Source organism: Phycisphaerae bacterium (assembly GCA_041652575.1).
Classification (GTDB): Bacteria; Planctomycetota; Phycisphaerae; order Sedimentisphaerales; family UBA12454; genus UBA12454.
The window spans coordinates 114058-129967 of sequence record JBAZHC010000008.1 but is presented as its reverse complement, the minus strand read 5'-3'; the positions used below and the strand labels follow the sequence as shown (position 1 = coordinate 129967).

Sequence of the window (15910 nt, the reverse complement as noted above, 5' to 3'; positions counted from 1 at the left end):
ACGAGCCTCCATTGCAAAAAGGTTATTGCGAGCCGCAACAAGCGGGAACGCGTTAAATTTTTGGGACGTTGAATAACGATCCCGTATTATAACCGAGCTTGGAGGCTCCGGTTTCATAGCTTATCCGCGATTAAGTATTCCGCCTTTGGCGGTTCTAAAAATCTTCAATCTTAAATCTTCAATTTTCAATCCCCTTGCCTCTTTTTTGCTATAATAGCGATATATTATTAATTTGTAGGGTAGGCTTCAGCCCACGCGGGTTATACCGCAACCGAAACACGACAGCCGTAACGAGCCTCGCAATTTTAATCCTGTAAGGACCGCAACCGATTGGCGTGTTTTCTTATCTCCTTGCCTCTTTACCTCCTTTCTGTTAGTATAATTAGTGTATATTCGTGTTAATTTGTGGTTAATTTTTTTAAGGCAAACTATGAAACTGACTTTTCACGGGGCCGCGGGCGAAGTTACCGGCTCGGCTCACATAGTTACGATTAACGGCAAAAATATTCTTTTGGATTGCGGCCTGTTTCAGGGCAAAAGAAAAGAAGCCTTCGAAAAGAATCGTAATTTCCTCGTCGACCCGGACAAAATCGATGTAATGCTGCTTTCGCACGCCCACATGGACCACAGCGGCAATGTCCCCACGCTGATTAAAAGGGGCTACAAAGGCAAAGTTTACTGCACCGAAGCCACCGCCGATTTATGTAAAATAATGTTCCAGGATTGTGCCCGCATCCAGGTCCACGATATCGAATACGTCAATAAAAAGCGTGCAAAACAGGGTAAAAAACCTTTCGAGCCGTTATATACCCCCGAAGATGCCGATAAAGCGATGACGCATCTTGTGCCGGTTCCGTATTCCAGGCCATTTAAGCTTTTCGATAATGTCGAGGTAACTTTTCACGATGCCGGCCATATTTTAGGCTCTGCCTTTACCGAGATAAATTTCAGGGAAAACGGCACCACGAAAAAATTGATGTTTACCGGCGACATTGGCCGTCGCGACATCCCGATTCTCAGGGACCCTGTCGTCATTAAGGACATTGATTATTTAATCACCGAAAGCACTTATGGCGACCGCAGGCATCCGCCCGTCGAGGACGCAAAAGCGGCTCTCAGGCAGGTTGTGAACAAAATCTGCGAAACCAAAGGCAAGCTCATCATTCCCGCTTTCAGTATTGGCCGAACGCAGTATCTTGTTTATATGCTGAATAAGTTATACACTGAAGACAAGATTTGTCCTTTGCCTATTTTTGTCGATTCGCCTCTGTCCAGTGCGGCCACGGCAATTTACGCAAAGCACAGGGAGTGCTGGGATGCCGCCGCGGCAGAATTTCTTATTGACGGTCATAAACCTTTCGATTTTGAAAATCTGCGATACACTGAAAGTGTCGAGGAATCAAAATTTTTGAATGACAAGCCCGGCCCGATGATTATTATTTCCGCTTCAGGAATGTGCGAAGCAGGCAGGATACTTCATCATCTCAAGAACAATATATCAGACCCCAAAAACATTGTATTGATTGTCGGTTATATGGCCGAAAATACCCTTGGCCGCAGAATCGCCGAAAAGCAGGAGGAAGTCAAAATTTTCGGTACAGCTTTGCCGCTGACAGCGGAAGTTGAGGAAATTGCCGCCTTAAGTGCTCACGCCGACGAGTTCGAGATGCTCGACTATTTCGGCAAATGCGGTGCATCGCACGTTGAGCATGTTTTCTGTGTCCATGGCGAGCAGAACGCGCTGGACTTTTTCTCCCAGAGGCTGCTCGAAGCAGGCATGAAAAACGCCCATATTCCCGTTCCCGGCCAGGTCTTTGAATTATAGGCTTTTTCGATTTTACTTGCAAAAAAGCCGGCTGTTTTGTAGACTCTTCTGTCTTATTGCCAACGTAGCTCAACGGTAGAGCTCCGGTTTTGTAAACCGGGGGTTATCGGTTCGAATCCGATCGTTGGCTTTCTTGTAGCCACTAAGACACTAAGGCACGAAATTTTAATATATATTCTTTTTTTAGTGTCTTAGTGCCTTTGTGGCTATTTTTTCATTTTAAAAGGCAAATCTTTCTTGACCCCCTCGGACTGCAATCTATATAATTGTCCGTTTCCTTAATTGGGAATCTTTACGGAGAAGCAATGGTAAAAAAAGCTATAGAAAAAGCGAAGGCACTTGTCGAGGCGATGGAGTATATCCGTCTTTTCCGCGGCAAAATCGTCGTTGTAAAGCTCGGCGGAAGCGTTATTGACGACCCGGAGTTTCAGAAGAAGCTGCTGGCCGATGTTGTCTTTATGGCTACTGTCGGCATCAGACCTGTTCTGATTCACGGCGGCGGCAAAGCCATAACAAAGGCGATGAACGAGTCCGGCCTGGCGCCACAGTGGGTCAACGGCAGACGATACACCGACGAGCGGACAATGGCCATTGTCGAGCATGTGCTTATTCACGATATAAACGCTTCCATTTGCGAAACGATAAAAAAGCTCGGCTGCGATGCGATGGGGCTGCACTCGCTCAGCAGTTGCGTTCTTTTCGCCGAACCGCTGCGTATGGCCGACCCGCAGGGCAGAAAAATAGACCTCGGCCTTGTCGGCGAAGTCAAAACCGTCAACAGCCTTTTGTTGAAAACGCTCTGTACCAATGAAACGATTCCGGTAATAGCGCCCGTCGCGATTGACCGTGGCGGCGGAAAGCTCAATGTCAATGCCGACAGTGCTGCCGGAAAAGTCGCTGCCGCCCTGCAAGCGGAAAAATTCGTATCCGTCAGCGACACTAACGGCATTCTAAAAAATGTCAGCGACCCGGAAAGTAACGTTTCAAGCGCAACCGAAGCCGAAATAAAGCAGATGATACAGTCCGGAGTTATTAACGAAGGTATGCTGCCGAAAGTTGAAGCCTGTCTTATCGCCCTTGACGGCGGCGTGAAAAAGGCCCACATAATCGACGGCAGAATCCTCCATTCGCTGCTGCTCGAAATCTATACCGAAGAAGGTGTCGGAACTCAGATAGTAAAGTAAAGGATGAAAAACAAAAATGACCACGAATGATGTTATTAAAATGTTCGATGAATACGTGATAGGTAATTATTTCCGCCTGCCGAAGGTTATCGACCGCGGACAGGGAAACTATATATATGATATCGACGGAAATAAAATTCTCGATATGTTCCCCGGCTGGGCGGTCAGCGGAATCGGCCACTGCCATCCGAAGGTTGTAAAAGCAATCCAGAAACAGGCACAGACTCTCCTGCATATGGACAATACGTTTTATACCGAGCTGCAGGGCAATCTCGCCAAATTACTGGCCCAGCGCGCCTTCGGCGGAAAAACCTTTTTCTGCAACAGCGGCGCCGAAGCCAACGAAGCCGCTCTGAAGCTTGCCAGAATCCATACCCCCAAAGGCAAATACAAATATATAACTACTCTGGGCAGTTTTCACGGCAGAACTTTCGGCGCAATGACCGCCACGGCTCAGCCGAAAAAATTTGAAAATTTTCAGCCTGTAGTGCCCGGCTTTGTCTATGTGCCGTTTAATGATATTGACGCGATGGAAAAAGCGTTTGACGATGAAGTTGCCGCCGTGATGATTGAGCCTATTCAGGGCGAAGGCGGCATAAACGTCGCCACTGCCGAATATATGAAAGCGATTCGTCGGCTTTGCGATAAAAACCAGGCCGTGATGATACTCGACGAGGTTCAAACCGGAATGGGCCGGACGGGAAAATGGTTCGGCTATCAGCATTACGATGTCGTCCCCGATATTATTACGCTCGCCAAGGCGCTCGGCGGCGGTGTCGCTATTGGCGCGATGATGGCAAAGCCGAATGTCGCCGCTTCGCTTGTCCCGGGCACCCACGCTTCCACTTTCGGCGGAAATTGTCTCGCCTGTGCGGCCGGCATTGCTGTTATAGAAGCTATCGAAGAGGAAAATCTTATTGAAAACGCGATAAAGATAGGTCAATACGCTTTCGATAAGCTCAACAATTTGAAAACCAAACACGCCGTTATAGACCACATTCGCGGCAAAGGCCTTATGATTGGAATTCAGCTTAAATCGCCCGGCGCTCAGATTGTCGCCAAATGCCTCGAAAAGGGCCTGCGCATAAATTGTACGCAGGATACCGTTCTGCGTTTTATGCCTTCGATGACTGTCGCCGCAAAGCAGATTGACGATGCGGTCGAAATTCTCGATAACGTTTTAAAGAATATTTAATGTATTTGTTTGTGGTTAGCCCAGCCAACACTTTGGCGGGGTTCATAACCTTTATTTTTTTTTATAATATAGGTGTCTGATGAAAGATTTTCTATCTGTAAGCAGTTGCACGACGGAGGATTTGCTCGAGCTTCTCGATTTGAGCGACACGCTGAAGAAATACTACAAAAATGGCAATCGCGACCTTTGTCTCGTCGGGAAAAGTCTGGTTATGCTTTTTGAAAAGCCCAGCCTGCGTACGCGGATGAGTTTCCAGATTGCTATGGCACAGCTCGGCGGAAATCCCATTTATGTGAAGCCAGAAGACATCGGCGGAATCGGAAAACGCGAACCTATAAAGGATATGGCTCGTGTTCTCGACCGTTACGCCAGCGGCATTATGGCACGAACATTTGCCCATGAAACAGTTATTGAACTTGCGAAATTTGCCGGGATTCCCGTGATAAACGCTCTTACCGACTGGTCACATCCCTGCCAGGCGATGGCGGATATTATGACTATTCGTGAGCATTTTGGAAAGCTCAAAGGAATTAAGATTGCCTTTATTGGCGATGGAAATAATGTTGCGCGTTCGCTTGCTTTCGGCTGCGCTGCGTTAGGAATGAAAATTGTTATAGCTTCGCCGAAAGGTTATGAACTTGACGCCGAATCGATTTCACGCACAAACCAGATTGTCCCCGGCACAACCGTACAGATTAGCAGTCCCTCCGAAGCCGTTAAGGATGCCGATGTTATTTATACCGATACATGGATAAGTATGGGTCAGGAAGATGAAAAGCAAAAGAGAATTTCTGATTTTCAGGGATTCGCTATCGACGCCAAACTGCTTTCTCTTGCCCCTAAAGCGAAAATTATGCACTGTCTGCCCGCCTATCGCGGCTACGAGATAACGGACGAGGCTATGGAATCGGAAAATTCGATTGTCTTTGATGAAGCCGAAAACCGCCTGCACTTCCAGAGAGCACTTTTGAAGAAACTGCTGAGTTAAGGAGAGAGAATCTATTATTCACCACAGAGGCACAGAGTTCTCAGGGGAATAAATAAAATGAAAGATTATGATGAATTGTCCGGTAAAGTTATTGGCTGTGCAATAGAAGTTCATCGTCGTCTTGGCCCGGGCCTGCTGGAATCAGCTTATGAAAGATGTCTTTCGTTTGAATTATTAGCCAATAATATACACCATTTAGTTCAAAAAGAGCTGCCCATAAAATACAAAGGTATAGATCTTGACTGTGGCTATCGAATAGATTTATTGATAGAAGATAAATTGATTGTTGAACTAAAATCCGTCGAAATAGTTTTGCCGATTCATGAAGCCCAGCTTTTAACGTATATGAAATTGGCAAATATCAGTACAGGCCTTTTGATAAATTTCAATGTTCCTCTTTTGAAAGAAGGCATAAAAAGATTTATTTTATAATCTCTGTGTTCTCTGTGCCTCTGTGGTGAATATTTATTTAATTCATTCTCTGGGTTCTCTTTTATGGAATATCCTATGTCTAAATCCTTAAAAATTCTGGTTGCCACAACAAATTCCGGCAAGCTTAAAGAAATTTCCGAGATGCTCGATTTCGATATTGATTGGTTGAGCCTCGCCGATTTTCCCGATATAAAAGAAGTTGAAGAAGATGGCGCCACCTTTGCCGAAAATGCCCGCAAAAAAGCACTCGGCTACGCAAAACAAACAGGCCTTTGGACACTTGCCGATGATTCAGGTTTGGTTATTGATGCCCTCGGCGGCGCACCAGGCGTAAAAAGCGCGCGTTTCAGTGGAGAGCAGAGCCGCGACAGTAATGGAGCGGTCAAAAGAACTCTCCTCGACCATAAAAATATGGCAAAGGTTTTGAAGCTGCTCGAAAATACCACCGAAGAAAAAAGAACCGCCAGATTTGTCTGCTGTCTTTGTTTAGCCTGTCCTGAGCCTGTCGAAGGAGCAGGTACTGAAAAAGTTTTAATCGAGACCGAAGGAAAAATCGAGGGGATTATCGCCAAAAAAGAAGCCGGCACAGATGGCTTTGGCTACGACCCGATTTTTTTCGTTCCGTCTCTTAACAAAACAGTCGCTCAGCTTGCCTCAGCGGAAAAAAATAAAATCTCGCATCGCGGCCGCGCCATCCAAAAACTCAAACCGCTTCTTGAAGAATTGTTGAAGCAGCATTGAACTGTTTAGCCGTCGCCGGTACGGCGACGTTTGTCACCCCCGCGAAGGCGGGGGCGGGAATCAGGAATATTTAGCCGCCGGTTTTACAGGCGGTTCCGCAAATCTTCAATTTGCAATATATAAAAAGAATGGTATTTCCATTATGGAAATACCATTCGAGTGTCTATCCCGGTTGTAAAAGCTTATACATTTCCCCAAATCTCATTCTGCTTAGTACATCGGACTAAAAGGAGTGGGGAATATCATCCTCGGCGGCGGAGACTTGGCCCCCAGCATCATTGCTATTATGAAAAACGCCAGCACAATAGCAATGGCCACGCCCGCCCAAAATGCCTCATGATGAATAAGTTTTTCTCCCGACATAACCATATTATGTTCCCACCGATGCAATTTTTCATCGAATCGTCTTATATCTGTCCTAATGTTCATTGTTAACCCTCCTTAAATTCTCTTATATCCTTATATTTATACGTCCTTGGTTCGAATCGCGTTCTAAAATCTGTTAATAAACCCCTGTTTTAGCTGACGTCCCGAATAAAAACCCTTTTTTCTTGACAATATTCGCGCCAGCAGTTATTTCTCCTTATCTTATGGCAAAAAAAACGAGCTCAAAAGAGTCATCAGGAAAAAATCTTGTTATTGTAGAATCACCGGCCAAAGCCAAAACCATAAACAAATATCTTGGTTCTGACTTTGAGGTTTATGCCTCGATGGGGCACATACGTGACCTTCCTGCGAAGGGGTTAAGTGTTGACATCGAAAATAATTTCGAGCCAACCTATGAGATTAGTTCCGGCAGAACCAAATTAGTCGCTTCCCTCAAGGCATCCGCGAAACACTGCAGCAGATTGTACCTTGCGACAGACCTTGACCGAGAGGGTGAGGCTATTGCCTGGCATCTTTCGCAGGTGCTTGGCGTCTCCGAAGAAAAAACTAATCGTGTAATTTTTAACGAGATAACGAAAAAGGCAATCGAGCAGGCCTTTGCCAGCCCCGGCAAAATTGATATGGACAAGGTAATGGCCCAGCAGGCAAGAAGGATTCTTGACCGCATCGTCGGCTACAAGATTAGTCCTCTGCTGTGGAAAAAGGTCGCACGTGGCTTATCCGCAGGACGTGTTCAGTCCGTTGCCGTTAAGATGGTTGTCGAACGTGAACGGGAAATTCGCGCCTTTATTCCGATTGAATATTGGCTCATACCCGCCGTGTTCACTAATCATACCGATAAACAAAAAAAATATTCCGAGCAGTGGCAGCAGTTTTTAGAGGGGGACGAAAAAGGTCCTACAATCTCTCAGCAGAATGACTGGCTCGCAGAGCACAGTTCGTTCAGGGCCGAGCTTTCTACGGTAGCGGGAAAAACATTTTCTGCTGATAACGCTCAGGATACTCAAAAAATATACCAGGCGCTGAAAGATTCTGAATTTGTCATTAGTGATATTCAGGTCAAAAGTTCAAGTTCACGTCCTGCTCCGCCGTTTATTACATCGACTCTTCAGCAGTCCGCCGCAAATCGGCTTGGCTTTGCGACCAAACGCACGATGCGGGTCGCCCAGCAGTTATATGAAGGTATCGACCTCGGCTCGATGGGTTCGCTTGGTCTGATTACATATATGAGAACTGACAGTACGCATCTTTCGCCTGACGCGATTAACGAAGCGAGAAAATATATCGGCAGCAACATCGGCGACAGGTACGTTCCCGAAAAACCGAATTTCTACGCCTCCGGCAAAAACGCCCAGCAGGCTCACGAGGCCATCAGGCCGACCGACGTCGATATCGTGCCCGAGCAAATAAGGGATTTGCTCCCCGATGAGCAGTTCAAACTTTATCAGCTCGTCTGGCGCAGGTTCATCGCTTCTCAGATGACCGCCGCACAGTGGGATACGACGACGCTCGAAATCTCAGCGGATACTTCTGTCGGCAGATGCTGTTACAAGGCTCAGGGCCGTGTGCTTGTCTTCGATGGCTTTACTAAAATATGGTATTCAGGTTCGCCCGAGCAGCAGCTTCCGCAGTTAAAGCAGGGCGATAAAGTCGCTCCTGTCAATATAAAGTCTCAGCAGCATTTTACAAAGCCGCCTGCCCGTTACAACGAGGCCTCTCTCGTAAAGGCTCTCGAAAAAGAAGGCATTGGCAGGCCGAGTACTTACGCTTCGATTATCAGTACCATACAGGACAGAGGCTATGTCCAGCAGCTTGACAGGCAGTTTCATACTACCGATGTCGGCGAGGTTGTAACTGACAAGCTCAACGAATTTTTCCCGAAGATTATGGATATGGCCTTCACACGCTATATGGAAGAACAGCTCGATAAGATTGAGGAGCAGCATCTTAATTGGGTTAATGTTTTGAATGAGTTTTATGGTCCGTTCAAAAAGAACCTTGAAGTTGCCGGCGAGGAAATGAAGCACGCCAAGGCCGAGACTACTCCCAGCGAATATACCTGTCCCAGGTGTAATAAGCCTTTGGTTTACAGGTTTGGCAAGAACGGCAAATTTTTAAGTTGTTCAGCTTATCCTGATTGTAAATTTGCCGGTCCCTGCGACAAAACAGGCAAGATGGTTGTTGATGAGGTTACTGAGCATAAATGTCCCAACTGCGGCAAGCCTATGGTTAAGAAGCGAAGTCGTTTTGGTGAGTTTTTAGGTTGTTCTGATTATCCGACCTGCAAGACGACTATGCGTATTGATAAAGCCGGCAACATTCTGCCGCCAAAGCCTCCTGCCGAGCCGACTGGTTTGAAGTGTTACAAGTGTGCCGCAGGTGAGCTTGTGATTCGTCAGAGCAAGAAGGGGCCTTTCCTTGGCTGTAATAAGTTTCCAAGATGCAGGACTATCGTAAGTTTCAAGAAGATAGACGAGTTGAAGGAATTGCAGGCTAAGGGCGAATGGCCTCCAAAGAGTTTTGAAAAAGCCGATGAATTGCTTGGCCGCAAAAAGAAGTCTTCTGCTAAAGCAGAAAAATCAGAGGTTTCATCTGATACAGAGAAGGATTCCCCCAAAAAGTCTGCCAGTAAAGCAGGGGCTTCATCTGATGTAGAAAAGGAATCCCCTAAAAAACCCGCTAAAAAGTCTGTCAAAGCTGGGGCTTCCTCTGATGGTGAAAAAAAATCCTCTAAAAAGCCTGCCAAAAATAACCCCGCCCCCGCCGCCGATTAGTTGTCCCTGATAGAGCCGGTTAGTTGCCCTTGATAGATTAGAAAAGATTGAATCGGTAGTTCCAAAATCCTGATAAAACCAAGTGAAAAAAAAACGAGCAGTCGCGCCCGGTGAAGAAACGCATACTGCTCGCAGGAGGAGGAAGAAGAAGATTTCAATTTTATATACTACATAATCGACAGTTTGTTCACCTTTTCATTAAAAATTTACCACTAAAAACAAAGCAAAAATATATATTTTTATTTTTTTGAAGAAATAGCTGTTAAACAGGGGGATTTAAAGCTGGACAAAAGATATTAAAGATTGTATAGTATTATATCAAAAGAAGTTATAGCGGTGATATATTTTGGATTTTCGGCTATATTTCTCCGGAATTTGGGCCGGAATATTATTGATTAATCACAAAAAAGCTGTTAATAAAATAATTACAGATAAGATATATTTTAAATCTTAGAGATGTATGATGCCTGAAAAAGAGATAAATAATCCCGAATTAAAGCCCATAGAAACAGTCGAACCAATCGGCAAAAGAGTCCTCATCCGTAAAGATGAAGATAAAAAAGAAACCAAAGGCGGTATCAAACTCCCCGACAATATCGAAATACCAACTATCACCGGCAGAGTAGTAGCGGTCTCTGCCGAGGTGGAAAATATGCCGGAAATCCCCCTCAAACAATACGATAAAGTCCTGTTCAATCCAAAAGGCGCTATACCAGTCGACTTCGAAGGAGATAATAAACTGTTCGTCGTTGAAGTGGAAAACATCGTTGCGGTCTTTCGTAGGTCGTAAAAATTAACCGCGGATTTCACGGACGACGCGGATTTAATTAGCCACAGAGGACACCGAGACCACAGAGTATTTTAGACGCTGATTGCGCGGATTTACACGGCCAATTGCTTTAATGCGGTGTTCTGCGAATATTATTAACCACGAATTAACACGAAAATGACACGAAGTAATTGCTTTAAGACATCCCTAAAAGTCGGGATTGTAAAATTTCAGAATAGACCCTCTGATAAGCAATCCGCCTTCGCTAAAGCTACTGCGGACATGGCTTATTCCGGGTCTATATTTTGAAATTTATTATCGCTTCGCGATTGCGTCTTAAAGCAATGAAACGCTGCCTCAAGCGGCAACGGCTAAACAATACCGAAAAAGTTAAAGCAATAAAAGATTTAAGATTTGCGGGGAATGGCGGCTGAAGGATTTTTTTTCACCACTGAGAACACGAAGGGCACGAAGTATTTGTTTCAGCAAATTATTTTTCAAATAATTTTGCGTACAAAGCAACGGCTTTACTCGAAACAAGTTTCTGTGTCAGCCGTTATGCTTTGTACACAGGCTTAAAAGCCTTGCTGAAACAAAAACCTGCGCCGACGTGAGTTGTGCAAGCTTGTTTTTAGGCTGAAAATCGGTAGTTGACGAACGTCAATCAACCTCCAGGGAAAACGCAGGGGTTTTAATCTATGGGGTTTTTGTAGTGAGGGGTTTTAGACGGTGGAGATTCTAACAGGTTTTTCACTATGCTTGTATGCAGTGGCGTAAGCCATCTCCCGACGATATACTGCATACAAGCATAGATACATGGAGATTTTTTTGTATATGGATTTTTTTATGGGAATTTTTAAATTTTGGTTAGCCCCCATCCCTGCGATGGGGGGATTAAATTAAAAAAAATAAGCCCCGATGAGATAAGTCTCGCCTGCGGGCGGACATCTCACAGGGCAGGCGGACACGGTCTATTCCTAATTTCCATTTTAATTATCTTACAATTTGGATATGGTTGATGTGGTCGCACTATTTTTTTTTCTGTATTAGCGATTAAATCATCAAAAGTTTTTGTATCTTGGGGTAATTTAAAAGAATAATTACCCTCAACTTCTTTAAGGAAATTGGATATATGATACGAAGGTGTAGCATAGCTAATATTTGTTGGTATTTGATAGGTATCTTTTTGAATACTTTCTACTGAATCTATCAAAGAACTATCTATAATTCCGATTACTGTTCCACTTTCAGGTAGGAAAACAGGTGAACCGCTTGCACCACCTTGCACCATAATATTTACAGCATAAGCATGTGGAATGGCTCCCTGAAAAGGCAGTACAGCACTGATTATACCTTTTTGCAAAGTTGGGGTTATTTGATGAAGATAGCCTGGCGCAGTAAGTAGATCTTTTCCCATTGGAAATCCCGCTGTGGCTACTTCAACACCCTCTCTCAATTCCGAAGTATCCAATTCTAAGGCGGGCAAATCTCTAGCTTTTACCAGAACAATCGCTATATCTGGTTTGTTTGGCCCGTAATACAATCCCTTTGTCTTAAGTTTTTCAGGCTGGTATATTTCTAATATTTCAAGAGGTGCTTGTACAAGATATTCTTCTGTGATTTTAAAAATGGTCGCTTGATAAGCACATTCACCTTTTTTGGCACAAGGTAATGCACAAGGTTTTTTTATTTCTTCCGCTACGTGATCATTCGTGACGATAATTCCGTTTTTATTAATAATAAAACCTGTGCCAATTATTGGTGGAAAAGAAAGATTCTTCTCATTTAAGTCTTCAGGATTGGTAAATACCGAATATTTTGAGGTGAAAGCAACTATACTAGGTTTTACCTTTTCGTAAGTATCTGAAAGACCCATAGTTTCCTTTCTGAATAATTGTTCCACTCCATTGGTTGCCTCCTCAAATGCGATGGTGGGATTATAGCATGAAAAGGGGAAAAGGCAATGAGAAAGAAAAAAGTCCTACGGACTCCTAACGGAGAACTCCAGGACGCGGAACACAGAAGAATTACCCCTCATTAACATTCGGGGCTCTGTTGCGTTGCGAATGATTTTGGCGACAATGAGTAAACGACGTGGATTCCCGCCTGCGCGGGAATGACAAATATTTGTGGGGCAAAAATGGATTTGAGATTTAGGCAATCGTGTTGTATATTAGCTGCGGAGATAAAATGAAACGAGAATACTGGAACAGTCTGGCAAATAACTACGAAGATGAAATCTTCAGCGTATTGGACAATGATAAAAAACATCTGATTCTAAAACTCATTAAGAAATACGGCTCATCAGCAAAAACAGTCAGCGATTACGGCTGCGGAATTGGGCACTTTCTGCCGATGCTGTCGGCAAATTTCGGCCGGGTTTTAGCAATAGATATATCCGGCAAGTTCATAGCGAGAGCGAAAAACAAATACAAACATCTGTCGAATATCGAATATATAACAGCCGATTTGGCAAAGGCAGGCCTGCGGCTCGAAAAAACTCATTTCGCTTTTAGCGTAAATATGCTGATTATGCCGGCACTTGCGCCGAGGGTGCGAATACTTGATGTTATGGCCGGGCATATTTTGAAAAACGGGTATATGGTGCTCGTTGTGCCTTCGCTCGAGTCTGCGGGGCTTGTCGATTTCCGCCTGATTGAGTGGAACCTTCGCAATGGGGTCCGGCCGGGCTCGGCTGCTCGCGCAAGTTTCGGCGATGCGAAAAAATCCGATGGCGGCCTGCATCAGGGGATTGCTCCTATTGACGGCGTTCCAACCAAGCATTATCTGAAAGAAGAGCTTGCGGCGATTTTGGAGAGCAGGAATATGCGGGTTATGGATATTCGCAAAATCGAGTACCCGTGGAATACGGAGTTTGACTTGCCGCCGCGATGGATGAAAGAACCATATCCGTGGGACTGGCTGGTTACGGCGCAGAAGATGAAATAAGTTTTTAATTTTTAATTTTGAGTTTTTGATTGAGGAATCGCCTTTCGGCGATGTTATTTTATTCGAAATTCAAAACTGCAAATCTGCCGCGAGATTCCCTTGCCGCCTTGTCGTACGCCTTTGCGGCATCGATTTCATTGTCGAAGTAGCCGAGATGTTTTTTCTTTCCATCGATAGAAATGACGGCGCGGAATTTGTTTCGGCGTTTGTCGTAGAAAACGCCTTTGTATTTGGATGTGGGGCTGTTGAAGCCGCGGCGGTTGTTCAATCTGTTTTCGGCGGGGGTGGCAGGCCGTAAATTGTATTTGCAATTGTTAAGGCCGTTATGGTCGATGTGGTCGATGACAACGCCTCTTTTTGCGTTCATAATGACGCGGTGCATCCGGATAAAGCAGGGGAAACCATTGTAGAAGCCGGGACGGACGGCGTAAAAAGTATTGCCGTTGTCATAGGCGTACCATTCGAAACGGGTGAGTTTGCAAAAATCGTCGAAGTCAACGATGGCATATTGGTTCTGTGTTAGTTCGATGCGCATAAAAGGATGGTCGTATTTGTATTTTCGATAGAGAAGCAGCGGGGCGAATAATATGCGCATAAGAACGTCAGGAACAGGGATATGGAATGGAATATTGGTCACGTAAGAATTTAAAATTAAATCCGAAATACGAATATCGAAATTCGAAACAATATCGAATTACCAAAATTTGAATGTTCAAAATACTGCCTGTGAAGAGCCAATACAGTCCCTCCGTATTACCTGAAAAGTTGCGCGCTTTTGACGAACTTTTTGCGGAAATTTTTTGGGCGGAATTTATAAGTGCTTGTCTGGTTTGGAGATAAAAATTTGAAAAAAATCTTATTTTTAACATTTGCGCAATTTTTTTATTGCGCACTTTTGACTATTCAGACGGTTTTTGTCCGGATAGAAAAATGAAATCGGGGCGCAAAAAAACAGGCCGACAGTTCCTGCAACTGTCGGCCCTACAATTCTTCCCTCACCTAAGTAATAACCCGTTTCCATTTTATCTGCATAAGATTCCGGGGACCAGGTTCTCGATGCAGCTAAGCGGTTTCGAGTTATTGCTTAGCGAGGTTATTTAGTAAATTTTTTACGATACATAAAAGCACCAATTGAGAGTAGAGCTATTGTAGCAGGCTCCGGTATTGAAGCGGCATCTGCTGTAACGGCATCGGGAGAGATTGGGGGTTCCATGCCGTATTCCGTCGAGATACTGATTTCGCCTGCAATCGGAGCTGAATCGGTGGTGAATACCATAAATGCGGAATGTTCATTAGCTGTAAAATAACCATTTGTAAATTCCCATATAAAAGAACCGCCGAAATTGTCCGGGACCAGGCCGCCATTTTCGTCATCTACATAGCCGATATAATCTGCAGCGGAGGGGTCGCCGCCAAGAAGTTTGAAAGTTGCTATCGGCGGCAAAGTGCTGCTAAGATTTAATACCTGATAGGCATAGATGTATCGGCCCGTGCCGGGTTTGGGAAATCTGTCAGCCTGACCGTCCAGTACAGGGTAATAATTCGAGGCTTCAGAATCATAGACGGCATATTCAACATAAGCATATACGTTGTTCTCATTGTAATAACGAGAGCCCTGCCATGTTGAACTTTCGGGCAGGTAGTATCCGGCTTTCGCTATTGTTTGCAGCAGCAGTGTCATCATAAGGAGCCCAACCAATTTAAGTGTTTTGGTATGGTTTTTTCTCATTATCACTTTCCTTTCAATAACAATCTATTCGGTATTATTTTTTTCTCTTTATTGATATAAGATAAGTTCCCAGGCCTAAAAGCATCATTGTTGCAGGTTCCGGAATTTCTTCTGGCACTGGCGGCGGCATATTTTCCGGTTCTTCCGGAGGATTATATGGCGGATAATCCGGGGGATCATATCTTCTTGAACCGCCGCCGGTATATTCTCCGCCTCTGCTATATACATAGTTTGGGTACAATCCCGGCGGGCCTACGCTAATCTGCGGCCCGGCAGGCGATAACATCGCATATTCATCTCTTTCGAAAACTGCGATGATAATTTTTGGGCCGTTAACATTTACTTTGGTTCTGTTTGCAGTCGGGTCCTGCACATCGCCAAGCCAGTAAACGAATTTCCAGCCGGTATTTGGAACGGTTGTAAGTGTAATAGTTTCGTTAATTCCAACTGTGTGTACGCCAACGCCCGGCTTAATAACGCCGGCACCGGCGGGACTTTCCTGCACGAGTATGGCATAGTCACTCTGAGCACAGGCCAATCCAAAGAAAGTTAAAAGAACACAAATCGTAAACACCCCATAATAAAACTTCATATTTACCCCCATTTTCTAAAAAATAGTTTTCACCCCAAATTAAATTTTTTAATACCGCGGCATTTAATGCGCGCAGAATCTCTGTATAGCGATTGTCGGATTACCCCCAAAAATCTTTTGTATCATAGCGGCAGAACGGTTCCGTGACACTATACCAAGAGCGTCCCAGAGCTGCTGTGCGTAGTATCTCTACGCGTCACAAGCTTACAGTGTCAGTCTACACTCTGTCCGCAGTCAATCGTTCAGATTTAACACAATCCGCTTTTAGATTCGCGGCTCTGTTTATGTTGCCGTGCCGACAACAGCTAAACGATCTCCGCAGCAGGTACAAGACCAGTACAGGTA

The 15910-nt window shown here is 44.7% G+C and carries 14 protein-coding genes and 1 tRNA gene; 10 read left to right on the top strand and 5 right to left on the bottom strand.

Going from position 1 to position 15910, the window contains the following annotated elements; genetic code table 11:
- Window positions 1–430 precede the first annotated feature (430 nt).
- From WC496_07795 to rdgB, 7 genes are all read left to right on the top strand, one after another.
- Window positions 431–1825: an MBL fold metallo-hydrolase gene (locus tag WC496_07795; protein ID MFA5292918.1), complete on the top strand. Its 1395-nt coding sequence runs from the start codon at window positions 431–433 to the stop codon at window positions 1823–1825.
- 58 nt (window positions 1826–1883) lie between these two features.
- Window positions 1884–1955, top strand: a tRNA-Thr gene (locus WC496_07790).
- Window positions 1956–2130: 175 nt separating this feature from the next.
- A complete protein-coding gene (gene argB, locus WC496_07785) occupies window positions 2131–3009 on the top strand; it encodes an acetylglutamate kinase (protein ID MFA5292917.1) in 879 nt (292 codons plus the stop codon).
- 16 nt (window positions 3010–3025) lie between these two features.
- Entirely contained in the window at window positions 3026–4204 is a 1179-nt protein-coding gene (locus tag WC496_07780; GenBank protein ID MFA5292916.1) for an aspartate aminotransferase family protein, read from the top strand.
- A 79-nt stretch (window positions 4205–4283) separates the two neighbouring features.
- On the top strand, window positions 4284–5192 hold the full coding sequence (argF, locus tag WC496_07775; GenBank protein MFA5292915.1) for an ornithine carbamoyltransferase: 909 nt from the start codon (window positions 4284–4286) through the stop codon (window positions 5190–5192).
- Window positions 5193–5249: 57 nt separating this feature from the next.
- Window positions 5250–5624, top strand: coding sequence for a GxxExxY protein (locus tag WC496_07770; protein MFA5292914.1), 375 nt, complete (start codon window positions 5250–5252; stop codon window positions 5622–5624).
- A gap of 75 nt (window positions 5625–5699) precedes the next feature.
- Window positions 5700–6365, top strand: coding sequence for an RdgB/HAM1 family non-canonical purine NTP pyrophosphatase (rdgB, locus tag WC496_07765; GenBank protein ID MFA5292913.1), 666 nt, complete (start codon window positions 5700–5702; stop codon window positions 6363–6365).
- A gap of 210 nt (window positions 6366–6575) precedes the next feature.
- Here rdgB and WC496_07760 read toward each other — a convergent pair whose 3' ends face one another.
- Window positions 6576–6794, bottom strand: a complete 219-nt coding sequence (locus WC496_07760) for a hypothetical protein (GenBank protein ID MFA5292912.1) — start codon at window positions 6792–6794, stop codon at window positions 6576–6578.
- A 161-nt stretch (window positions 6795–6955) separates the two neighbouring features.
- Here WC496_07760 and topA point away from each other — a divergent pair, with 161 nt between their 5' ends.
- Entirely contained in the window at window positions 6956–9526 is a 2571-nt protein-coding gene (topA, locus tag WC496_07755; GenBank protein ID MFA5292911.1) for a type I DNA topoisomerase, read from the top strand.
- Between the two features lie 463 nt (window positions 9527–9989).
- Window positions 9990–10316 (top strand): co-chaperone GroES, encoded by a 327-nt coding sequence (locus WC496_07750; GenBank protein ID MFA5292910.1) that lies wholly within the window; start codon window positions 9990–9992, stop codon window positions 10314–10316.
- Between the two features lie 928 nt (window positions 10317–11244).
- Here WC496_07750 and WC496_07745 read toward each other — a convergent pair.
- The gene (locus tag WC496_07745; GenBank protein ID MFA5292909.1) at window positions 11245–12171 is read right to left on the bottom strand and encodes a serine protease; all 927 of its coding nucleotides are present in this window, start codon (window positions 12169–12171) and stop codon (window positions 11245–11247) included.
- A 314-nt stretch (window positions 12172–12485) separates the two neighbouring features.
- On the opposite strand from WC496_07745, the gene WC496_07740 reads away from it, so the two are divergent.
- Entirely contained in the window at window positions 12486–13244 is a 759-nt protein-coding gene (locus WC496_07740; protein MFA5292908.1) for a class I SAM-dependent methyltransferase, read from the top strand.
- A 58-nt stretch (window positions 13245–13302) separates the two neighbouring features.
- On the opposite strand, the gene WC496_07735 is transcribed toward WC496_07740, so the two are convergent.
- The 3 genes from WC496_07735 to WC496_07725 form a co-directional block, all read right to left on the bottom strand.
- Entirely contained in the window at window positions 13303–13839 is a 537-nt protein-coding gene (locus tag WC496_07735) for an AP2 domain-containing protein (GenBank protein MFA5292907.1), read from the bottom strand.
- Window positions 13840–14337: 498 nt separating this feature from the next.
- Window positions 14338–14973 (bottom strand): PEP-CTERM sorting domain-containing protein, encoded by a 636-nt coding sequence (locus WC496_07730; GenBank protein ID MFA5292906.1) that lies wholly within the window; start codon window positions 14971–14973, stop codon window positions 14338–14340.
- A gap of 34 nt (window positions 14974–15007) precedes the next feature.
- Window positions 15008–15565, bottom strand: a complete 558-nt coding sequence (locus WC496_07725; GenBank protein MFA5292905.1) for a PEP-CTERM sorting domain-containing protein — start codon at window positions 15563–15565, stop codon at window positions 15008–15010.
- Window positions 15566–15910: the final 345 nt, after the last annotated feature.